The 22,406-nt window shown below is 70.7% G+C and carries 18 protein-coding genes; 9 read left to right on the top strand and 9 right to left on the bottom strand.

What is annotated here, in order from left to right; all coding sequences use genetic code 11:
• Positions 1-9: 9 nt before the first annotated feature.
• The 7 genes from BLU79_RS13115 to BLU79_RS13090 all read right to left on the bottom strand — a co-directional run bounded on the left by BLU79_RS13115 (position 10) and on the right by BLU79_RS13090 (position 7,486).
• A complete protein-coding gene (locus tag BLU79_RS13115; protein WP_093905881.1) occupies positions 10-1,029 on the bottom strand; it encodes an ABC transporter permease in 1,020 nt (339 codons plus the stop codon).
• Positions 1,026-2,546 carry a sugar ABC transporter ATP-binding protein gene (locus BLU79_RS13110; protein WP_093905880.1) on the bottom strand — a complete coding sequence of 507 codons (1,521 nt, stop codon included), beginning with the start codon at positions 2,544-2,546 and terminating at the stop codon, positions 1,026-1,028. Before BLU79_RS13110 ends, BLU79_RS13115 begins: the two co-directional genes overlap by 4 nt.
• A gap of 112 nt (positions 2,547-2,658) precedes the next feature.
• Complete coding sequence (locus tag BLU79_RS13105; RefSeq protein WP_093905879.1) at positions 2,659-3,840, bottom strand: ROK family transcriptional regulator; 1,182 nt, start codon at positions 3,838-3,840, stop codon at positions 2,659-2,661.
• Positions 3,841-4,139: 299 nt separating this feature from the next.
• Positions 4,140-4,817 (bottom strand): GntR family transcriptional regulator, encoded by a 678-nt coding sequence (locus BLU79_RS13100; protein WP_093905878.1) that lies wholly within the window; start codon positions 4,815-4,817, stop codon positions 4,140-4,142.
• A 139-nt stretch (positions 4,818-4,956) separates the two neighbouring features.
• Positions 4,957-5,895 carry a beta-ketoacyl-ACP synthase III gene (locus BLU79_RS13095; RefSeq protein WP_093905877.1) on the bottom strand — a complete coding sequence of 313 codons (939 nt, stop codon included), beginning with the start codon at positions 5,893-5,895 and terminating at the stop codon, positions 4,957-4,959.
• A 150-nt stretch (positions 5,896-6,045) separates the two neighbouring features.
• Entirely contained in the window at positions 6,046-6,174 is a 129-nt protein-coding gene (locus BLU79_RS48965) for an MFS transporter small subunit (protein WP_256333281.1), read from the bottom strand.
• Positions 6,164-7,486 (bottom strand): OFA family MFS transporter, encoded by a 1,323-nt coding sequence (locus tag BLU79_RS13090; RefSeq protein WP_093905876.1) that lies wholly within the window; start codon positions 7,484-7,486, stop codon positions 6,164-6,166. Before BLU79_RS13090 ends, BLU79_RS48965 begins: the two co-directional genes overlap by 11 nt.
• Before the next feature lie 272 nt (positions 7,487-7,758).
• Here BLU79_RS13090 and BLU79_RS13085 point away from each other — a divergent pair, with 272 nt between their 5' ends.
• The 7 genes from BLU79_RS13085 (at position 7,759) to BLU79_RS13055 (ending at position 17,619) form a co-directional block, all read left to right on the top strand.
• The gene (locus BLU79_RS13085; protein ID WP_093905875.1) at positions 7,759-8,730 is read left to right on the top strand and encodes a 2-dehydropantoate 2-reductase; all 972 of its coding nucleotides are present in this window, start codon (positions 7,759-7,761) and stop codon (positions 8,728-8,730) included.
• Between the two features lie 10 nt (positions 8,731-8,740).
• On the top strand, positions 8,741-10,666 hold the full coding sequence (locus BLU79_RS13080) for a molybdopterin oxidoreductase family protein (RefSeq protein WP_093905874.1): 1,926 nt from the start codon (positions 8,741-8,743) through the stop codon (positions 10,664-10,666).
• Positions 10,667-10,671: 5 nt separating this feature from the next.
• Positions 10,672-12,495 (top strand): NAD(P)H-dependent oxidoreductase subunit E, encoded by a 1,824-nt coding sequence (locus BLU79_RS13075; protein ID WP_093905873.1) that lies wholly within the window; start codon positions 10,672-10,674, stop codon positions 12,493-12,495.
• Complete coding sequence (locus tag BLU79_RS13070; RefSeq protein WP_093905872.1) at positions 12,492-13,352, top strand: 2Fe-2S iron-sulfur cluster-binding protein; 861 nt, start codon at positions 12,492-12,494, stop codon at positions 13,350-13,352. The genes BLU79_RS13075 and BLU79_RS13070 overlap by 4 nt, the downstream gene beginning before the upstream one ends.
• Positions 13,353-13,360: 8 nt before the next feature.
• Complete coding sequence (gene fdhD / locus BLU79_RS13065) at positions 13,361-14,209, top strand: formate dehydrogenase accessory sulfurtransferase FdhD (protein WP_093905871.1); 849 nt, start codon at positions 13,361-13,363, stop codon at positions 14,207-14,209.
• Positions 14,210-14,477: 268 nt separating this feature from the next.
• Positions 14,478-16,361 carry a sialidase family protein gene (locus BLU79_RS13060; protein WP_093905870.1) on the top strand — a complete coding sequence of 628 codons (1,884 nt, stop codon included), beginning with the start codon at positions 14,478-14,480 and terminating at the stop codon, positions 16,359-16,361.
• 19 nt (positions 16,362-16,380) lie between these two features.
• Positions 16,381-17,619: a DUF4185 domain-containing protein gene (locus BLU79_RS13055; RefSeq protein ID WP_093905869.1), complete on the top strand. Its 1,239-nt coding sequence runs from the start codon at positions 16,381-16,383 to the stop codon at positions 17,617-17,619.
• On the opposite strand, the gene BLU79_RS13050 is transcribed toward BLU79_RS13055, so the two are convergent.
• Positions 17,555-18,580 carry a bile acid:sodium symporter family protein gene (locus BLU79_RS13050; protein ID WP_177000996.1) on the bottom strand — a complete coding sequence of 342 codons (1,026 nt, stop codon included), beginning with the start codon at positions 18,578-18,580 and terminating at the stop codon, positions 17,555-17,557. The genes BLU79_RS13055 and BLU79_RS13050 overlap by 65 nt on opposite strands.
• A 180-nt stretch (positions 18,581-18,760) precedes the next feature.
• Here BLU79_RS13050 and BLU79_RS13045 point away from each other — a divergent pair, with 180 nt between their 5' ends.
• Positions 18,761-19,624, top strand: a complete 864-nt coding sequence (locus BLU79_RS13045) for a LysR substrate-binding domain-containing protein (protein WP_093905867.1) — start codon at positions 18,761-18,763, stop codon at positions 19,622-19,624.
• A gap of 77 nt (positions 19,625-19,701) precedes the next feature.
• Here the strand turns inward: BLU79_RS13045 and BLU79_RS13040 are convergent, their stop codons facing one another.
• A complete protein-coding gene (locus BLU79_RS13040) occupies positions 19,702-20,676 on the bottom strand; it encodes an Lrp/AsnC family transcriptional regulator (RefSeq protein WP_177001014.1) in 975 nt (324 codons plus the stop codon).
• Between the two features lie 118 nt (positions 20,677-20,794).
• Between BLU79_RS13040 and BLU79_RS13035 the strand changes: the two genes are divergently transcribed.
• Positions 20,795-22,294: an MFS transporter gene (locus tag BLU79_RS13035; protein ID WP_093905865.1), complete on the top strand. Its 1,500-nt coding sequence runs from the start codon at positions 20,795-20,797 to the stop codon at positions 22,292-22,294.
• Positions 22,295-22,406: the final 112 nt, after the last annotated feature.

Below are 22,406 nucleotides of genomic sequence, written 5' to 3'. Positions count from 1 at the left end.
ACCCTTTCCTCAGGTCGTGCTCGCGGTACGGCGCTGGACCAGCACGGCGGCGACGATGATCGCGCCCTTGGCGATCTGCTGGACGTCGCTCTGCAGGTTGTTCAGGGCGAAGATGTTGGTGATCGTGGTGAAGATCAGGACGCCGAGCACGGAGCCGACGATGGTGCCGCGGCCCCCGGTGAGCAGCGTGCCGCCGATGATCGCGGCCGCGATGGCGTCGAGTTCGTAGAGGTTGCCGTTGGTGTTCTGGCCTGATCCGGACAGGATGATCAGCAGGAAGGCTGCGATGCCGCAGCACAGTCCGGACAGCAGGTAGAGGTAGAGCCGCTGGCGGCGGACGTCGATACCGGCGAGCCGGGCCGCCTCCGCGTTGCCGCCGACGGCGACCGTGCGCCGCCCGAAGGTCGTGCGGTTCAGGACCAGCCAGCCGATGATCGTCACGACCGCGAACACCATGACCAGTGGCGGGATGCCGAGGACGTAGGCGTCGCGCTCGCCGAGGTCGAGTACCGAGGGGATGGTGACGATCTGCGTCTTGCCGTCGGTGATCTGCAACGCCAGGCCGCGCGCGGAGGCCAGCATGGCGAGCGTGGCGATGAACGGCACCATCGCGCCGTAGGCGATCAGCATCCCGTTGACCAGGCCGCATCCCACACCGACGATCACCGCCGTGAAGAGGATGCCGGCGAAGCCGTACTCCTGGGTGGCGACCGTCGTCGCCCACACCGAGGCCAGCGCGACGATCGCGCCGACGGACAGGTCGATGCCGCCGGAGATGATGACGAAGGTCATGCCGACGGTGACGACGCCGATCACGGAGGCCTGGGTGAGGACCAGTTGGAGGTTGCGGGTGTCCAGGAACTCGTCCGGCTTGGTGATGCCGCCGATGACGATCAGCGCGGCGAGGACGCCGAGCAGGGAGAGGGTGCGCACGTCGGCACGGGCCATCAGGCCCCGCCATGCGGGCGCTGCGCCGGCCGAGGGCACCTTGCCGGTGCTGTCCCTCGGCGGTGAGGCGTGCTGCGTCATGACGCCGGGCTTCCTTCCATGACGAGGTCGAGTACGCGGTGTTCGTCGAGTTCGCGGGCCGGTGCCGTGTGGACGACCCGGCCTTCGCGGAGTACCAGGACGCGGTCGGCGAGGCCCAGTACCTCGGGCACCTCGCTGGAGACCAGCAGCACGGCGAGGCCTTCGTCGGCCAGGCGTCGGACGACCGCGTACAGCTCGGCGCGGGCGCCGACGTCGACGCCGCGGGTGGGTTCGTCGAGCAGCAGGACGCGGCAGCCGCGCAGCAGCCAGCGGGCCAGGACGGCCTTCTGCTGGTTGCCGCCGGAGAGCGTGCGCACGGGCACGGAGGGGTTGTCGGGCCGCAGCGACAGCTCGCGTGTCGCGGTCCGCGCGGCTGCCAGTTCGGCGGCGCGGTCGATCCAGCCGCCACGCGAGAAGCGGGACATGGACGACACCGACACATTGCGGGTGACGGACTCCAGCATCAGCAGCGCCTGTGCCTTGCGCTCCTCGGGGGCGAGCCCGAGCCCCGCACGTACGGCGGCGCGCACGCTGCCGGGCCTGAGCGCCCGCCCGTCCACGAGGACCTGACCGGCGCTGGGCTTCCTGGCCCCGTAGATCGTCTCCAGGATCTCGGAGCGCCCCGAGCCCACGAGTCCCGCGAGCCCGACGATCTCGCCGGGCCGCACCGTCAGGTCGAGTGGCTCGAACTCACCGTCCCGGGCGAGTCCGCGCACCTCCAGCAGCGGCTTCCCGCCCGTGGCGTCCTTCGCCGGCCGCTCGGGGAAGACGTACTCGACGTTGCGCCCCGTCATCATCGCCACGACGTCGCGCGTCGGCGTCGTCTTCGCCGGGAGTCCGCCGGCCACGGCCCGCCCGTCCTTCAGGACGGTGACCCGGTCGCCGATCCGGCGGATCTCCTCCAGCCGGTGCGAGATGTAGACGACGGCGACACCGGCGGCGGTGAGGTCGCCGACGATGCGGAAGAGGTTGTCGACCTCGTCCGGGTCGAGGGCGGCGGACGGCTCGTCCATCACGATCAGCCGTACGTCGTGGGAGAGCGCCCGCGCCATGGACACGATCTGCTGCTGCGCCGCCGACAGCTCCCCGACCAGGCGGCTCGGGTCGATCTCGGGATGCCCAAGTCGCTTGAGAAGCTGCGCGGTCGACTCCCGGGCGACCTTTCCGCGTACGACGAAACCGGCGGCCGTGGGCTCATGGCCGAGGTGGACGTTCTCGGCCACCGACAGGTGCTCGACCAGGTCGAGTTCCTGGTAGATGGTGGCGATGCCCAGACGCATCGCGGCGATCGGCGAGCGGAGGGTGACCTCCTCGCCGCGCCAGTGGATGGTGCCGGTGTCGGGCTGGTGGGCGCCGGCCAGAACCTTGATGAGCGTGGACTTGCCGGCGCCGTTCTGGCCGAGCAGGCAGTGCACTTCACCGGCCTGGACGCCGAGGTCGACGCCGTCGAGGGCGCGGACTCCGGGGAACGACTTGGTGATGCCGGACATGCTGAGCAGCGGTGGTTCTGGTGCCATGAGGTCCCCTTGGCGGGCGTGCGGGCCGGTTTCAGGGCGGGGCGAGGCAGAGCAGGGCAGAGCTGAGCGCTGTGCGAGGTGCGGTGCTGGTGAGCTGTGCGGAGCGAGTGGCTTACGCGGGTGAGAACAGGTGGTCGCTGATGAGCCGGGCCGCGCCGATGACTCCGGCAGTGGGGCCCAACTCCCCCAACACGATGGGGAGATTGCCGGTCGCCAGGGGCAGCGACTGGCGGTAGACCTGGGTGCGGATCGCGGCGAGCAGGTTGTGGCCGAGGCCGGTCACCCCGCCGCCGATCACCACCAGGCCGGGGTTGAAGAAGCTGACGAGTCCGGCGATGACCTGGCCGACGCGGTTGCCGCCCTCGCGGATCAGGTCGAGGGCGGTGGCGTCGCCCGCGGCGGCCGCGGCGGCGACGTCGACGGCGGTCAGGGTGCCGTTCGCCTCCAGCCGCGAGGCGAGTTCCTCCGACAGTCCCTGCTGGGCCGCCTCCACGGCGTCCCGGGCGAGGGCCGAGCCGCTGAAGTGTGCCTCCAGACAGCCCCGGTTGCCGCAGGCGCAGGGGCGGCCGTCGGGCACGGCCTGGATGTGCCCGATGTCGCCCGCGCTGCCGGTGACACCGCGGTGCACGTCACCGCCCGCGACGATGCCGCAGCCGATGCCGGTGCCGATCTTGACGCAGAGGAAGTCGCCCACGGAGCGTGCGACCCCCGCATGCTGCTCCCCCATCGCCATCAGGTTCACGTCGTTGTCGACCATGACCGGACAGCCGAGTTCCTGGCTGAGCGCCTCCCGCACGGGGAAGCCGTCCCAGCCCGGCATGATCGGCGGGGCCACCGGGACACCTTCGGGGAAGCGGACCGGTCCGGGGACGCCGATGCCGGCGCCGTCGTACCCCTCCGCGAGCCCGGAGGCCCTCAACTTCGCTGCCATGGACAGGACTTGCTCGAACACCGCGACCGGGCCCTCGCGTACGTCCATGGGCTGGTTGAGATGGCCCAGGATCTCCAGTTCGGCGTTGGTGACGGCGACGTCGACCGAGGTCGCGCCGATGTCGACGCCGAGGAAGCGCAGCCCGGGGTTGAGCCGGATGTTGTGCGAACGGCGCCCACCGCGCGAGGCGGCGAGTCCGTCGGCCACGACCAGGCCCGTCTCCAGCAGGCGGTCCACCTCCACGGCCAGCTTGGACCGTGAGAGGTCGATCTGATCACCCAGCTGGGCCCGGGAGTTGGGACCTCCGTCGCGCAACAGCCTGAGCAGTTTGGCCTGATGGGCGTTTGCGGGTCGTGCCGTCATGCGTCTCACGAGCCCCTCCCCGCCTCAATCGGCCTGTGCGCGCCGGGTTTCGGCCTTCCCTAAGCTCTCGCCTTCGCTCGAGCCCGGGGAGGCCCCATTCGTGGCCTGCTTTCGAGGGGAACGTAGCAGTGGTCGTCGGGACTGGGAAGAAGTTGCGCAGAGATTGCCCTCAACTTTCTCCACTCAGTGGACAAAGACGCCGCGAGCGTTGCGCGCACTGGTGCCACACCGGCAAACAGGCGGCCCCCGCGCCCTCCGCCAGGGAGGACACGGGGGCCGCGCACCCGCGGTGAGTGCTGCTACGACCGCTGACGCGCGTGATACGACCGCCGCGTGTGCTCCGTGTGTTCCCGCATCAGCTCGGTGGCGCGCTGCTCGTCCCGCTCCGTGATCGCGGCGATCATCCCCCGGTGCTCGATCCAGGACTGCTGCCCACGCTGGCGGGCGACAGGCGTGTAGTACCAGCGGACGCGTCGGTCGACCTGTGCCGCCAGCTCGGCCAGGACCGCGTTGCCCGCGAGGTCCATGATCTTCGCGTGGAAGCGGGCGTTGAGGGCGACGGCGGCGTCCACGTCATCGGCGGCGACGGCCTTCTCGCCCTCCGTGCAGAGCTGCTCCAGGGCCGCGATGCCGGGGCTGTCGGCGTGGGCGGCCGCGAGCCGGGCGGCCTCGGCCTCCAGGAGGGTGCGGACGGTGAGGAGCTGGTCGGCCTCCTCCTCCGTCGGCTCGTGCACGAACGCGCCCTGGGCGGGCCGCAGATCGACCCAGCCCTCGGTGTTCAGCCGTTGCAGCGCCTCGCGCACCGGCTGCCGTGACACACCGAGGTGGCCGGCGAGTTCGCTCTCGACCAGGTGCTGGCCGGGCTGGAGGGCTCGGGTCGTGATGAGTTCGAGCAGCGCCTCGTAGACGCGGTCGCGCAGCGGACCGGGCCGTTCGAGCTTGGGCACCGCACCCTGCGGCAGTCCTGTCGACAACATCGGTCCCCTCCTGGGCGAACGCCGGGCGACTGCGTCCCGTAGCCGGCCGTCACGGAAAGCCAGTATCGATTGTCTTTCGTCTACAGTCTACGGCGCACAAAGACCAGGGAACCGGGGAGTTGGCCACATCACACCGGCGTCAGGGACAGCGGACGACCTGCCCGGCGTACGACAGATTCCCGCCGAACCCGAACAGCAGCACCGGGTCCCCGCTGGAGATCCGCCCCTGCTCCACAAGCTTGGAGAACGCCAGCGGAATGCTCGCCGCCGAGGTGTTCCCGGACTCGGCGACATCCCGCGCGACCACGGCGTTGACCGCGCCGAGCTTCATGGCGAGGGGCTCGATGATGCGCAGGTTGGCCTGGTGCAGCACGACCCCGGCGAGGTCCTCGGGTGCGAGGCCCGCCCGCTCGCAGGCCCGGCGGGCGATGGCCGGTAGCTGGGTCGTCGCCCAGCGGTAGACGCTCTGCCCTTCCTGCGCGAACCGTGCGGGCTGCCCCTCGATGCGCACCGCGTGCCCCATCTCGGGCACCGAACCCCACAGCACCGGCCCGATGCCGGTGTCCTCGGATGCCTCCACGACCGCCGCGCCCGCCCCGTCGCCGACCAGCACACAGGTCGTGCGGTCACCCCAGTCGGTGACGTCGGACATCTTGTCGGCGCCGATCACCAGGGCCCGGGTCGCGCCGCCCGCCCGGACGGCGTGGTCGGCGGTGGCCAGGGCATGGGTGAAGCCGGCGCAGACGACGTTGAGGTCCATGGCGGCGGGCGACGGGATGCCGAGCCGGGCCGCGACCCGCGCGGCCATGTTCGGGGACCGGTCGATGGCGGTGGAGGTGGCGACCAGGACCAGATCGATGTCGCCGGGTGCGAGACCTGCCGCCGCGAGGGCCTTGGCGGCGGCGTGGGCGGCCAGTTCATCGACCGGCTCGTCGGGGCCGGCGATGTGGCGCGTGCGGATCCCCACCCGGCTCATGATCCACTCGTCACTGGTGTCGACCATGCCCGCCAGGTCCTCGTTGGTGAGTACCCTGGCGGGCTGATAGTGGCCGACAGCGGCGATGCGGGAGCCGTTCATCGATTGGTGATCCCCTCGAACCTCGGGTAACGGGATTCACCAGTCTGATCAGTGACTCGCGGGTACGAGGGCACGTGATGCCACAGGAAACGAGCGCCCGCGTTGTCAGCTTCGATCAGACCGTCGGACGCCCGAACAACTTCCGAACCCCTAGCCGGTGAACAGCTGCGTTGCCTTCTGCACGAGTTCGTAGACCCCGTACGCGAGGGGCACCCCCACCCATACCCAGGCGAAGGCGATCAGCCCTCGTCGGCTGGGCGGACTGCTGTCACTGGACATCCGCGGCCTCCTTCTCCTTCGACTCCGGGGCGGGAATGTGATGGCGGGGGTGGACCGGCCGGACGAGTTCGTTGGCGACGAAGCCTACGGCGAGCAGCCCGATCATGATGAACAGGGACATGGTGTACAAGGAGGAGCCGTCCTTGCCCGCCTCCTCCTGCCGGTCGGCGATCCAGTTCACGATCAGCGGCCCGAGGACACCGGCCGTGGACCAGGCGGTGAGCAGCCGTCCATGGATGGCGCCCACCTGGTACGTCCCGAAGAGATCCTTCAGATAGGCGGGGATCGTCGCGAAGCCGCCGCCGTAGAAGGAGAGGATCACCAGCGCGCACAGGATGAACAGCGGCTTCGACGAGTCCCCGGCCAGCGCGATCAGGCCGTACATCAGCGCGCCCGCCCCCAGGTAGAGGCGGTAGATGTTCTTGCGCCCGATCAGGTCGGAGGTCGACGACCAGCCGATGCGGCCCGCCATGTTGGCCGCCGACAGCAGCGCGACGAACCCGGCCGCCGCGGACACCGACACCGGGGTGGAGGTGTTCGCGAAGAAGTCCGTGATCATCGGCGCGGCCTTCTCCAGGATGCCGATGCCCGCGGTCACGTTCATGCAGAGCACGACCCACAAACACCAGAACTGCGGCGTGCGCACGGCGTTGCGCGCGGACACCTGCGGCCCGTCGAAGGCGCTCGGCCCGTCGCCGACCGGCTTCTCGGTGCGCGGGACGCGGACCAGCAGCACACCGAGCAGCATGAAGACGGAGTACGACAGCCCGTGCACCAGGAACGCCATCGCGATCCCGGAGCTGTCGCTGCCGAACGAGTCCAGCATCTGCGCCGACCAGGGCGAGGCGATGAGCGCGCCGCCGCCGAAGCCCATGATCGCGATGCCGGTGGCCATGCCGGGCCGGTCGGGGAACCACTTGATCAGTGTGGAGACCGGCGAGATGTAACCGATGCCGAGGCCGATGCCGCCGACGAAGCCGTAGCCGAAAACGATCAGCCAGTACTGCTCGGTGGCCGCGCCCAGCGCGGAGAGCAGGAAGCCGGACGAGAAGCAGATCAGGGCGACGGTCATGGCCCAGCGCGGCCCGTTGCGCTCCACCAGCGTGCCGCCGAACGCGGCCGACAGGCCGAGCATGACGATGCCGAGTTGGAAGGGTAGCGCGCTCTGCGTGCCGCTGAGGCCGAGCGCTGATTCGAGCGGGGGCTTGAACACGCTCCAGGCGTAGGCCTGGCCGATGGACAGATGAACCGAGAGAGCGGCGGGCGGAACCAGCCAACGGCTCCATCCCGGGGGCGCGACAGGGGGACTCATGATCCCGAACGGTAGGGAGCACCAGGGCAGTTGAGAAGGCGGCGCGTCGACCGTATGCGATGAACGGTATGCCGGGCGCGACGAACGGTCGAACACCGTCCGAAGGACGCATCGAAAGCCGTACGCAAAGCCTTTCCGAACGCCGTGCGCGAACCCTTGCTGACCCCCTATCCATACTGTAGACAATATTCAGTCGACGACATTCGACCGGATCGGACACTACTTCCCAGCCACCTCCGCGGTACTCCCTCGACCGAACGGAGCGTTCCGAAGTGAAAGTTGCAGTCCTCGGCGCCGGTGCCATCGGCGCCTATGTCGGAGCCGCGCTGCATCGCGCCGGCGCCGACGTGCATCTCATCGCCCGTGGACCGCATCTCGCGGCCATGAGGCAGCACGGAGTGCGCGTGCTCAGTCCGCGCGGCGACTTCACCGCCCGCGCCCACGCCACCGACGACCCGGCCGAAGTCGGCCCGGTCGACTACGTCTTCCTGGGGCTGAAGGCCAACTCGTACGCGGCGTGCGGGCCGCTGATCGAGCCCCTTCTGCACGACACCACAGCGGTCGTGGCCGCCCAGAACGGCATCCCCTGGTGGTACTTCCACCGACACGGCGGCCCGCACGACGGCCACCGCGTCGAAAGCGTGGACCCGAACGGCGCGGTCAGTGCGGTGCTCGCGCCCGAACGGGCCGTCGGCTGCGTGGTCTACGCGGCGACCGAACTCGAAGGCCCGGGAGTCGTACGGCACTTGGAAGGCACCCGGTTCTCCATCGGCGAGCCCGACCGCAGCGTGTCCAAGCGCTGTCTGGACCTCGGCGAGGCCATGATCGCCGGTGGCCTGAAGTGCCCGGTCGAACCCGACCTGCGCAACGACATCTGGCTCAAGCTGCTCGGCAACATCTCCTTCAACCCGATCAGCGCACTCGCCCGCGCCACCATGCGGCAGATGTGTCTGCACGGCGGCACCCGCAAGGTCATCGAGATCATGATGACCGAGACGCTCACGGTCGCCGAGGCCCTCGGCTGCGAGGTCGGCGTCTCCATCGAGCGCCGACTCGCGGGCGCCGAGCGGGTCGGCGACCACCGCACCTCCACGCTCCAGGACCTGGAGCGCGGCAAGCCGCTCGAACTCGACGTACTCCTCGCGGCGGTCGTCGAGTTGGCGGAGATCACCGGCGTGCCGGTGCCCACCCTGCGCACCGTGCACGCCATCTCGGACCTGCTCGCGCTGAGGAGCGCCGCATGAGGAGCGCCGTATGAGGAAACGCGACCGAACTCCGAAGAACTACACCCGGCTGACGCACCCACTCGTACGTGACGCCCGCGACGCGCCCTTCCGGCGGGCGACCTGGGAGGAGGCCCTGACCCGCGCGGCCGAGGGCCTGGCCCGCAACCGGGGCGCCTTCGGCATGTTCTCCTGCGCCCGTGCCACGAACGAGATGAACTTCGTGGCGCAGAAGTTCGCCCGGGTCGTCATGGGCACCAACAACGTCGACTCCTGCAACCGCACCTGCCACGCGCCGAGCGTGGCAGGTCTGTCGGCGGCCTTCGGCTCGGGCGGTGGCACCTCCTCGTACGAGGAGATCGAGCACACCGACGTCATCGTGATGTGGGGCTCCAACGCCCGCTTCGCGCACCCGATCTTCTTCCAGCACGTACTGAAGGGCATCCACAACGGCGCCCGTATGTACGCGGTCGACCCGCGCCGCACCTCCACCGCCGAGTGGGCGGAGAGCTGGATGGGGCTCAACGTCGGCACCGACATCCCGATGGCGCACGCGATCGGTCGCGAGATCATCCACGCGGGGCTGGCCAACGAGGCGTTCATCGAGCGGGCGACCAGCGGATTCGAGGAGTACAAGGCGCTGGTCGAGCCGTGGACCCTGTCCCTCGCCGAGAAGGTGACGGGGGTACCGGCCGCCGCCATACGGGAGTTGGCGCACGCCTACGCCCGAGCCGAGCGCGCCCAGCTGTGCTGGACCCTCGGCATCACCGAGCACCACAACGGCACCGACAACGTCCGCGCGCTGATCAACCTGTCGCTGCTGACGGGGCATGTCGGGCGCTACGGCTCCGGGCTCCAGCCCCTGCGCGGGCAGAACAACGTCCAGGGCGGCGGCGACATGGGCGCGATCCCCAACCGCCTGCCCGGCTTCCAGGACATCCTCGACCCCGACACCCGCCTGAAGTTCGAGTCGGCCTGGGACACCGTCATCCAGCCCCACTACGGCCTCAACCTCACCGAGATGTTCGAGGCGATGGAGGAGGGCACGCTCAAGGCCGTCTACTGCATCGGCGAGAACCCGGCACAGTCGGAGGCGGACAGCGAGCAGGCCGTACGGCGTATACGGCAGCTGGACTTCCTGGTGGTCCAGGACATCTTCCTGACGAAGACGGCCGAGCTGGCGGACGTCGTCCTGCCCGCGACCGCCGGGTGGGCCGAGACCGAGGGCACCACCACCAACAGCGAGCGGCGGGTTCAGCGGGTGCGCCGGGCGGTCACCCCGCCCGGTGAGGCCCGCGAGGACATCGACATCATCTGCGAGCTGGCGGCGCGGCTCGGCCACGAGTGGAAGTACGCGGACTCCGAGGCGGTGTGGAACGAGCTCAGGTCGGTGTCGCCGGACCACTACGGGATGACGTACCGACGCCTGGAGGAGCACCAGGGCATCCAGTGGCCGTGCCCGAGCACCGAGCAGCTCGAACCGACCTATCTGCACGGCCGGTTGTGGGAGAAGGACCCCGCCGGGCGCGGGATGCCGGCGCCGTTCGGGATCGTCCAGCACGATCCGCCGGTCGACCTCACCGACGAGGAGTACCCGGTCCGGCTCACCACCGGGCGGCGGCTCGACTCGTACAACACCGGGGTGCAGAGCGGGAGTTTCGCCTCCCCGCTGCGGCGCGGCGAGTTCGTCGAGATCAGCCCGGAGGACGCCGAGCGGTACGGGGTCGTGGTCGGCGAGGAGGTCCAGGTGACCTCACGGCGCGGTTCGGTCGTGGCGCCGGTGTGGGTCGACCCCGCGCTGCGGCCGGGGCTCGCCTTCATGACCATGCACTTTCCCGACGAGGTGGACACCAACCAACTGACGATCGAGGCGAACTGCCCGATCGCGGGGACGGCGGAGTTCAAGGCGTCGGCGATCCGGATCGAGAAGCTCCCCGTCGCGACCATCGTGAGGTGACGTAAGTGGACCTGCACTTCGGCGACAGCAAACCGACGGACGACGAACGGGCGGCCGTCGACGCCCTGTTGGGCCCGCCGGAGTCCTCCTGGGAGGGCGCCGACCGGTCCGACGCCGACCTGCGGTGGGCGCGTGGCGGACGCGAGGCCCGGGACCGCCGCGACCTGCTGTTGCCGGGGCTGCACGCGATCAACGACCGGATCGGCTGGATCAGCGAGGGCGCCCTCGACTACCTGTGCCGGCGGCTCACGGTGCCGCCGTCGGAGGCCTACGGGGTGGCCACCTTCTACGCCATGTTCTCGGTCAAGCCCCGGCCCGCCACCGTGCTCCACGTCTGCACGGACCTCGCGTGCGCTGCCGCCGGGGCGAGCGAGCTGTGCGCCGGGATCGAGGCGCGGCTGGGGCTCGGCAGCGGGGTGTCGGTGGAGCGCAGTCCGTGTCTGGGCCTGTGCGAACGGGCTCCGGCGGCGCTCGCGATCAAGGCAGGCGATCCGGTGCGTACGGCGGTCTCGGCGCCGACGACCGTGCACGACGCCGTCCTCGCCGCGAGCGCGCCGGACTCGGCGTCCGAGGAGCCGTCAGCGGCGATGGCGGTGCCACAGGCCGGAGATCCCTCACTGACCCTGCTGCGCCGCGTCGGCGTCGTCGACCCGTCGTCGCTGGACGACTACCGGGCCCACGGCGGCTACACCGCACTACGCCGGGCCTTCGAGCTCGGTCCCGCCGGAGTCATCCGCGAGGTCACCGACTCCGGCCTGGTCGGGCGTGGCGGCGCCGCCTTCCCCACCGGCCGCAAGTGGCAGGCCACGGCGTCGCAGCCCGACCACCCGCACTACATCGTCTGCAACGCGGACGAGTCCGAGCCGGGAACCTTCAAGGACCGCGTGCTCATGGAGGGCGACCCGTACGCGCTGGTCGAGGCGATGACCATCGCGGCGTACGCGACCGGCGCCCACCAGGGCTACCTGTATCTGCGCGGCGAGTACCCCCGCTCCCTGCACCGCCTGGAGCACGCCATCGCGCAGGCACGCGCGCGTGGGCTGCTCGGTGACGACGTCCTCGGACAGGGATACGCCTTCGACATCGAGATCAGGCGGGGCGCGGGGGCGTACATCTGCGGCGAGGAGACGGCTCTCTTCAACTCCATCGAGGGCTACCGGGGCGAGCCGCGCTCGAAGCCGCCGTTCCCGGTGGAGAAGGGACTGCTCGGCAAGCCGACGGTCGAGAACAACGTGGAGACGCTGGTCAACGTCCTGCCGATCCTGACCATGGGCGCACCGGCGTACGCGGCGATCGGCACGGCGAGGTCCACCGGACCGAAGCTGTTCTGCGTGTCCGGGAGCGTGGACCGGCCCGGCATCTACGAGCTCCCCTTCGGCGCGACGCTGGGCGAGCTGCTGGAGCTGGCCGGGGTCCGGAAGGGGCTGCGGGCGGTGCTGCTGGGCGGCGCGGCGGGCGGTTTCGTCCGGCCCGACGAGCTGGACATCCCGCTCACCTTCGAGGGCACGCGAGAGGCGGGCACGACGCTCGGCTCCGGCGTGGTCATGGCCTTCGACGACACCGTCCCGCTGCCCCGGCTGCTGCTGCGCATCGCCGAGTTCTTCCGCGACGAGTCGTGCGGGCAGTGTGTGCCGTGCCGGGTCGGGACCGTACGGCAGGAGGAGGCGCTGCACCGGATCGTCGAGCGGACGGGTGCGGCTGCCTCCGGTGACATCGCCCTGCTCAGGGAGGTCGGCCGCGCGATGCGGGACGCCTCGATCTGCGGTCTGGGGCAGACCGCCTGGAACGCCGTGGAATCCGCCATCGACCGTCTGGGGGCGTACGAATGACCGCGATACCGCTGGGTGTGCCGCGCCGGCTGGTCGAGTTCACGATCGACGGGCAGGAGGCCAGGGCCCCCGAGGGCTCGACGATCCTCGACGCCTGCCGGGCCGCCGGGAAGGACGTCCCGACCCTCTGCGAAGGGGACACGCTGCGGCCCAAGAACGCCTGCCGCGTGTGTGTCGTCGAGGTCGAGGGGTCGCGGACGCTCGTCCCGGCCTGCTCACGCAAGGCCGAGGCAGGCATGGAGGTGAAGACCGGCACCGAGCGCGCCCGGCACAGCCGCAAGATCGTCCTGGAGCTTCTGGCCTCTTCGGTCGACTTGTCGACCACCCCGCAGGTCGCCGAGTGGATCAAGGAGTACGAGGCGAAGCCGGACCGCTTCGGCCCGGACGCGGCGCGGGTCGACGAGGAGCCGAGGATCGACAACGAGTTGTATGTGCGGGACTACGACAAGTGCATCCTCTGTTACAAGTGCGTGGACGCGTGCGGGGACCAGTGGCAGAACAGCTTCGCGATCTCCGTGGCCGGGCGTGGGTTCGACGCCCGGATCGCGGTGGAGCATGACGCGCCCCTCACGGATTCCGCCTGTGTGTACTGCGGCAACTGCATCGAGGTGTGCCCCACGGGTGCCCTGTCCTTCAAGTCCGAGTTCGACATGCGGGCGGCGGGTACGTGGGACGAGACCGAGCAGACCGAGACGACGACCGTCTGCGCGTACTGCGGAGTGGGCTGCAACCTCACGCTCCACGTGCAGGACAATGAAATCGTGAAGGTCACCTCGCCGCACGACAACCCGGTGACCCACGGCAACCTCTGCATCAAGGGCCGTTTCGGCTACCAGCACGTACAGAACCGGGACTGAGACACGACATGGGACGAGTCACGGAACGACGCAAGGTGATCCGCATCCGGGACGGGGCGATCTCCTCCCGCCCGGACACGCTCGTCGCCGAGGAACCGCTGGAGATCCGGCTGAACGGCAAGCCGCTCGCGATCACCATGCGCACCCCGGGTGACGACTTCGCGCTCGCCGCCGGGTTCCTGGTGAGCGAGGGGGTGCTCGGCGAGGCGGGCGACCTGCAGAACATCGTCTACTGCGCGGGCGCCACGGCGGACGGCTCGAACACCTACAACGTGGTGGACGTGAGGACCGCGCCGGGCATCGCCATGCCGGACATCACCCTCGAACGGAACGTCTACACGACCTCGTCCTGCGGCCTGTGCGGCAAGGCGAGCCTGGACACGGTGCGCACGACGGCCCGCTGGCCGATAGCCGACACTCCCCCGGTCCGGGTCGGGCCCGACCTGCTCGCGAGCCTCCCCGACCGGCTGCGCGCGGCCCAGCGGGTCTTCGACCGGACCGGGGGTCTGCACGCGGCGGCGCTCTTCACGGAGGACGGCGAGCTGCTGGACATCCGGGAGGACGTGGGCCGGCACAACGCGGTCGACAAGCTGGTCGGGCGTGCCCTTCAGAACGGGGACCTCCCCCTGTCCCGCACGATCCTGCTGGTCTCGGGGCGGGCCAGCTTCGAGCTCGCCCAGAAGGCGGTCATGGCCGGCATCCCGGTCCTGGCGGCGGTCTCGGCACCCTCGTCCCTCGCCGTGGACCTGGCCGCGGAGACGGGGCTGACGCTGGTGGGCTTCCTGCGGGGCAGCTCCATGAACGTGTACGCGGGCGAACACCGGCTGGCCCTGCGGACCGCGGCCGCCCAGGCCTGACAGGCTCCCCGCGACACGGCGGCGGGGCCCCGATCGGCGGGGAGCGCCCCCTGCGCCGGGTTGGGGCCCCGTCGTGCAGTTCCCGGTGGCTGCTGGTGCACCCTTGCTCAGAGGGAAAGCAGTACTCCATCCGTGATGTGACACGTGCACGGTTCTTGTGATGCGTGCGATAGCCCAACTAACGTCTGTGATGCGCACCTTGGACGTGGGATGTCCGAATGTTCAGATGCCTGGACGCATGACCAGACGATGAAGGGCGGGCCGCACCATGCCGTCAAGAGTTCGCGCACGTCTCAGAGCTGCCCTCGTCGCGGCCGTCGCCCTCACGGCGACGGCCGCGACCTTAGGTCCGGCGCAGTCCCAACCCACCACCCGGACACCGCTGTTCGAGCAGCAGATCCTCTTCAGGGCCGACCAGGACCCCGGCTACGCCTGCTTCCGTATCCCGGCGATCACGAAGACCAAGGACGGCACCCTGCTGGCGTTCGCCGAGGGGCGGGTGCTCAACTGCGGCGACGCCGCCGACATCGACATCGTGCTCAAGCGGTCGACAGACGGCGGCCGCACCTGGGGCCCGCTCCAAGTCGTCAACGACGGCGCCGGCGACACCCACGGCAACCCCGCGCCGATCGTGGACCGCGAGACCGGCCGCATCCTGCTGGCGGAGACGTACAACACGGGCCGCACGGACAGCGGAAGTTGTTCCGTGCCGTGTGATCGCTCGCCCTATCTGCAGTACAGCGACGACGACGGCCTGACCTGGTCCAAACCGCGCGATCTGAGCGACCAGATACTGCCGGCGGACTGGAACTCCTGGTACGCCACCGGCCCCGTGCACGGCATCCAGCTCACCAAGGGCAAGCACGCCGGGCGTCTCGTCTTCGGCGTCAACACCGAGACCTGGAACGGCAGTCGGGTCAGCGCCAACCACGCCGCCCTCATCGTCAGCGACGACGGCGGCGACACCTGGCGGGCCGGCGCCATCGACACCTGGCCCATCGCCGCCGACGACGGCACCTTCCGGCAGAAGCCGTCCGAGGTGACCCTCAGCGAGCGCGCGGACGGCACGATCATCATCAGCGGCCGGGAGCAGGACGGCTCCGACCTCGGCCACCGCTCCCAGACGTTCAGCCGCGACGGCGGCGACAGCTTCACCGGGCCCTTCCGCGGCCTGCCGGACCTGTACACGCCGCAGGTCCAGGCCGCCACGCTGCGCCTGGGCAACCGCATGCTGCTGTCCGCGCCCGCCGACCCCGACCGCCGGCGGACCATGATGGTCCGGTCCTCCTACGACGGCGGCGCCACCTGGGAAGGCGTGGACCGCGGCAAGGTCGTCACCGGTGACTGGTCGGGCTACTCCGACATGGTGGGCATCGACGCGTCCACGGTGGGCCTGATGTACGAGGGCGGTGCCGTCGACGCACGCGACGAGATCCGCTTCGCCCGGTTCAACGAGGCCTGGCTCGGTCCGCGCCGCGCCCCGGACCCGACCACCCTCGACATCGCCCCGGGCGCTCCCCGAGCGACGGTCCTCGGCGGCGCGAACACCACCAGGGGCGTGTTCGGCGACGCCCTGGAGTTCGACGGCACGGACGACGCCGTACGTCTGCCGTACCGCTCCCGACTCCCGCTCGGGACAGGGGACTTCACGGCTTCGCTGTTCTTCCGGTACTCGGCCACCAGCGGCGAGCAGCCCTTCCTGTGGATGGGCGGGATCGGCACCACCCAGCCCCAGATCTGGCTGCGCGGTGAACCCGACAACGACCGGGTGCGCGCCCTGATGACCACCCGGGAGGGCTTCCGGACCGTACGCACCGCGTCCGTGTGGTTCAACGGCGCCCGCAACGACGGCCGGTGGCATCACCTCGCCCTGCGGCGCGGCGGCGGACAGCTGACGCTGTTCCTCGACGGTACGGCGATCAGCACCGCGGACGTGGCCGGCTCGGTCAGCCGCAACTCGCCGTTCGGCGTGCATGTCGGCCAGCGCATGGACAGCCGGGCCTTCCTCACCGGCGCGATCGACGACGTCCATGTGTGGAACCGGGCCCTCGGCGACGCCGAGATCGAGGCCACGGCTCTGGCCACCACCCGCAAGAAGACCTCGACCACTGCCGACACCGTCCTGTGGCTGCCCATGGACCAGGTGCGCTGAGGCCACTAACGTCCCTGAAGTGCCCGACGACACACGAGCACGGCAGCGCACGGGAACCGGCCTCGGAGTCCTGCTGGTCCTGGTTCTCGCGGCGGTGCTGCTCACCGCCCTCCCGGACGACGGCGAACGGGAGGGCGGTGGCGCGTGTGCACCGCACTCGGTCGCCTCCTGGTCGGCCGACGAGGATCTCAACGCCGAGTTCGTCCGCTACGGCGACGATCCCTCCCGCGGCGACGACTGGACCGGCGGCGACGGGACGCACTCCGTCCGGCTGCCGGACGGGCGGTTGCTGTGGCTGTTCTCGGACACCTATCTCGGCCAGGTGTACGCCCCGCCCAATCCGTTCGGCGAGTCCTTCACCTGGCGGGACACGGCCGCTCCCCTGGTGCGAAACTCGGCGGTCGTCATGCGCGACGGACGCCTGGAGCGCACCCTGCCCACCCCGCTCTTCCCCGACCCCGCCCCGGACCAGTGGCGCTGGCCGGTCGCGGCCCAAGTGGAGCCCCGCTCCCCCGGCTCGTCCGAGCAGGTCCTGCGGGTGCTGCTGTGGGTGCGTACGGCCGGGCAGTCGCCCTGGATCTTCGGGGTGCCGACCGCCACCGAGGTCGCCACGCTCTCGCTGCCCGGCCTGCGGGTCGAGTCGGTGGTGAAGGTCTTCGACCAGCAGCTGGTGCCGGATCCCTCCCGGCGGGTCCTGTTCGGGACGACGCTGGTCGAGGAGGGCGGCTGGACGTACGTCTTCGGCGGTGACGACGGCCAGGCCGCGTCCCGGCCCGCCTCGCACGCGTACGTCGCACGTGTGCGGGAGGGCAGGCTGGCGGAGCCGGGGGCCTGGCAGTACTGGAACGGCTCCGCGTGGGCGGGTGGGGCGCAGGCCCGGCCGCGTGCGGTGCTCGGGGACGGGCAGCGCACGGGGGTGGGCAGCGCGTTCTCGGTGGCGCGGGTGCGGGGGACGTACGTCCTGTTCACCATGGCCGCGGGGACCGAGGGGCTGACGACCGTCACGTCGTACTGGGCCTGCTCCCCGACCGGCCCGTGGCACGGGCCGACGAGGGACTTCAGCCCGTCGCTGCCGCAGGGCGGCCAGGTCGCCGCCTACAACCCGCAGACCCACCCCGAGCTGAGCGACGACGGGCGTCTCGTGCTGAGCTATGACGTCAACTGGCTGGAGACGGGCGGCGCCGCGGCGCAGCTCAACCGGAACGTGTCCCTGTACCGACCGCGGTTCGTGGCTCTGAAGGTGGCGCCGACGCGGTGACCGGCTCGGGGGCGTCGACCTCGGCGTCGTGGGCGCGGCGCTTGGCGATGACCGCGCACACCATCAGCTGCATCTGGTGGAAGAGCATCAGCGGAAGCACGGCCAGCGAGGCGTGCGCGCCGAACAGGACGCTCGCCATGGGCAGCCCGGCCGCGAGGGACTTCTTGGAGCCCGCGAACTGGATCGCGATGCGGTCCGCGCGGTCGAAGCGCAGCGCCTTGGCGCCGTACCAGGTCAGGGCGAGCATCACGGCCAGCAGCACCGCCTCCACGGCGAGCAGTCCGCCCAGCCGGATCGGGCTCACCTGGCCCCAGATGCCCTGGACCATGCCCGCGCTGAACGCGGTGTAGACGACCAGCAGGATCGAGCCGCGGTCGACGAGCCCGAGGACCTTCTTGTGCCGGGTGACGAAGCCGCCGATCCAGCGGCGCAGCACCTGCCCGGCGACGAACGGCACCAGCAGCTGCAGCACGATCTTCACCACCGAGTCGGCGGAGAACCCGCCGGCGCTGCCGCCGAGCACGGCCGCCGCGAGGAGCGGGGTGATGACGATGCCGACGAGCGAGGAGAAGGAGCCCGCGCAGATCGCAGCGGGCACGTTGCCGCGCGCCATCGACGTGAAGGCGATCGACGACTGGATGGTCGACGGAACGAGGGTGAGGAAGAGCAGGCCCTGGTAGAGCGGCTGCGTCAGAACCACCGGGACGAGCCCGCGGGCGGCCAGGCCCAGCAGCGGGAACACGACGAAGGTGCAGGCCAGCACGGTGACATGGAGCCGCCAGTGCTTCAGCCCGTCCAGCGCCTCACGGGTCGACAGCCGGGCGCCGTAGAGGAAGAAGAGGAAGGCGATCGCGGCGGTGGAGGCACCGGACGCCACGTCGGAGGCCGTCCCGCGGGCCGGGAAGAGGGCCGCGAGGCCGACGGTCCCCAGCAGCAGGAGGATGTACGGGTCGATCGGCATCCAACGCGGCCATTGCAGGCGTTTCACTGTGCTCCACTACTTCTCTGTCGCTTCGCTGAACCTGAGGTTCCGGGCACGGACGTGCCCTTTCCATCGTCCTCCGACGATCAGCGATCGGGAATCCGGCATACCACTCTGACTGCCATCACGTTCCGCGATAACAGTGGATAGCCTGGAGGCGTGTACGACCCCTCTCATCTGCGAACGTTCCTCGCGGTGGCCCAGACGCTGAGCTTCACGCAGGCCGCCCGCCGGCTCGGCCTGCGCCAGTCGACCGTCAGCCAGCACGTACGGCGGCTGGAGGACGCCACGGGGCGGCAGCTGTTCACCCGGGACACCCACTCGGTCGAACTGACCGAGGACGGCGAGGCGATGCTCGGCTTCGCCCGCCGGATCCTGGAGGTGCACGACCAGGCCACCGCGTTCTTCACCGGCACCCGGCTGCGCGGCCGGCTCCGCTTCGGCGCGTCCGAGGACTTCGTCCTGACCCGGCTGCCGGAGATCCTGGAGGGCTTCCGGTACGACCATCCCGAGGTCGACCTGGAACTGACGGTCGAGCTGTCCGGCACCCTGCACGAGCAGCTGGCCGCCGGGAAACTCGACCTGGTGCTGGCGAAACGGCGCCCCGAGGATCCACGGGGCGAACTGGTCTGGCACGACCGGCTGGTGTGGATCGGAGCGGAGAGACTCCGCCTTGACGCCGATCGCCCTGTGCCGTTGATCGTGTTCCCGCCGCCGGGCATCACCCGGGCCCTCGCCCTGGAGGCACTGGAGCGACAGGGGCGGGAGTGGCGCATCGTGTGCACAAGTGGCAGCCTCAACGGCCTGATCGCGGCGGCGCGCGCCGGGCTCGGCGTGATGGCGCACTCGCGGGGTCTGATCCCTCCGGGGCTCACCCGGGTTCCCGAACGGTTCGGGCTACCGGAGCTGGGCCGGGTCGATTTCGTGCTGGTCCACGGCCACCGCCGCACGGCCGCGCAGGGCGCTGCCGGTGCGCTGGCGACGGCGATTCTGGCGGGTGGGGATCGGTTGCACCGGCGCTAGACGCTCCGCTGGGAGGACGTGTTCGACTGCCGGTCCGTTGTGGCTGGTCGCGCAGTTCCCCGCGCCCCTTGGTTGGCTCAGCGAGCCGGGCGTTGATACGTCAGCTGTTTCACGCGCCGTAGGAACACCGACGACTCCACGTGCTGCAACCCGTCCAGCCGTCCGAGCGGGCCGCTGAGGTAGGTGTACAGGTCCGCCGTGTTTCTGATCACCGCCGTTGCCACGATGCTGCACGGGCCCGCCGTCGCTGCGGCGTGGGCGATCTCGTCGTGGGTGGCCAGGGCCTTGCCGACCGATGCCAGGGCTGCCGGGGTGGTGGTGATCCACAGGACGGCGGCGACCGGGTAGCCGATGGTCTCGGAGTGGTACTCCACGTCGATGTACACGGCGCCGGAGGCCAGCAGCGCGGCGAGGCGGCGTTTGACGGTGGACTCGGAGCGGCCGGTGACGCGCTGGAGTTCGGGGTAGCCGGCGCGGCCGTCGCGTTCCAGGGCGGCCACCAGGGGCTCGTCCTCGGGGTCGATGCGAGCCGGTCCGGCGGCGCGGACGGTGTCGTTGCGCAACGCGGCCTTCTGGTCGTCCGCGAGCACCCTGAACTTGCTGAGCCAGCCCGTCGGGCCGCCGTAGAAGCGGTGCAGCATCTGGTGGGCCCGGATCTCCAGGACGCGCGGGGTGCGCGGGAGTTTGCCGAGCAGGAGGTCGTCTCGGTCGCCGGGGCTGCGCGGCCGGGTGCCGAAGATGACCTCGGTGCCGCCGGAGGCGATGCCGATCCAGTTGGTGTCGGGCCGTTGGGCGAGGGCGTCCGCGATGGCCTGGGCGCTGTCCGGGACGCAGCGCAGCCGCAGCATCCACTGGTCCTGGCCGAGGCGCTCGGCGTCCCGCACGGCGACCACCCGGAGGCCGCCCTCGGCGCACAGTCGGCGGTAGCGGCGCGCGACGGTCTGGTCGGAGACGCCGAGCACCTCTCCGAGCCGGGCGAAGGACGCCCGGGCGTTCACCTCCAGCGCGTCGAGCAGTTGCAGATCGAGCTCGTCGAAGATGTCGGATTCCATCCGCACAGCGGCATCTCCTGTCGGATTTCGGCGGCCGGACGTCTAGCACGGCCGTGATCAGCCGCGTGCGGCCCATCGTACGGAGGCGTACGGATCGAACTCAGGAGGGGAAGAGGACATGCGCACATGGGGGCCGCTCACGGCCGTGTGCCTGGGCACGTTCATGTTGTTGCTGGACGTGACGATCGCGATCGTCGCGTTGCCGGACATGGCGAGGGCGCTGGACGCCTCGCTCAGTGATCTGCAGTGGGTGATGGACGGGTACGCGCTGGCGCTGGCCGCGCTGCTGCTCGGGGTGGGGGCCGCGGCCGATGTGCTGGGGCGGCGGCGGGTCCACGTGGTGGGCGTCGTCGTGTTCGCGGTGGCCTCGCTGCTGTGCGGGGTCTCGACCGGGCCGGGAATGCTGGTCGCCGCCCGGGGACTGCAGGGGATCGGCGCGGCGGCCATGTTCGCCACGACGCTGCCGCTGCTCGGCTCCGTCTACCAGGGCAAGCGGCGGTCGGTGGCGCTCGGCGTGTGGGGCGCGGTCAGCGGTGCAGCGGCCGCGGTGGGGCCAATCGCCGGTGGGCTGCTCACCGACGGGCCGGGCTGGCGGTGGATCTTCTACGTCAATCTGCCGGTGAGCGTGGTCGCGGTGTGGCTGACGCTGCGGGTGGTGCCGGAGTCGCGGGGTGCGCGCGGGCGTCGTATCGACTGGGCGGGGACGGTGACGTTCGCGACGTTCGCGGGGGCGGTGACGTACGGGGCCGTGCGGGCCGGGAGCCACGGATGGGGCGCGGCCGGGACGCTGGTGTGGTTCGCGGGGGCTGCGCTGGCGCTGGTCTGCTTCGTCGTGGTGGAGCGGCGGGTCGCCGATCCGCTGCTGGATCCGGGGCTGTTCCTGCGGCCCGCGTTCTCGGGTGTGATGGCGGGGGCGCTGGCATTCAACGCGGCGGCGTTCGGTGTCATGGCCTACACCTCGATCTGGTTGCAGACCCTGCTTGGGATGAGCCCGGTGCGCGGGGGTGCGGTCTTCCTGTGGCTGTCGCTCGCCTCGTTCGTGGTCGCCGCGGCCGGTGGACGGCTGCTGCACGGGGTGCCGGCGCGGTTCACCATCGGGGGCGGGCTGCTGCTGATCGGCGCGGGCCAGTACTGCATGGCGGTGCTGGACGCCGGGTCGACGGCGAGCGCCCTGATACCGGGGCTGGTGCTGGTGGGCGTCGGTACGGGGCTGGTGTCGCCCGGTATCGCGGGAGCCGCGCTGGCCGCCGTGCCGCAGGAGCGGGCGGGCATGGCGGGCGGGGCGGTGAACACTTTCCGCCAACTCGGGTACGCGCTCGGCATCGCTCTGTACGGCACGGTGCTGACCTCACGGATGGGGGACGCGCTGCCGCGGGAGGCGGCGCATGCCCTGGCGGGCGGTGGCGCCGGTGCGCTGCGGAGCGCGTTCGGCGAACAGGCCCTGCGCGCCGCCTTCGCCGACGGGCTGAATTCGGTCGCGGTGGCGGCGGGGTCGACCGCGACGGTGGCCGGAGTTCTGGTACTCGCGCTGGTCAGGAGGCCGTCCGCGCAGAAGACCGGAGTGACGGATTCGGCCACGCGTGCGCTGACAGAGGAGACGACGGCACGCCGGGGATGACATGATCAACAGGGCCCGTACCGCGTAATCGGGTCGTACAGATTCGGTGGAGATTACGGGCCCGAAACTTACTCAACCGTCAGTTTTCTGTCCGACCCTTCCCCATGTGAGC

The sequence above is a fragment of the Streptomyces sp. cf386 genome, from assembly GCF_900103585.1.
Lineage (GTDB): Bacteria > Actinomycetota > Actinomycetes > Streptomycetales > Streptomycetaceae > Streptomyces.
Note: the sequence above shows the minus strand (reverse complement) of the source record. Positions and strands in the feature narration are given on the sequence as shown.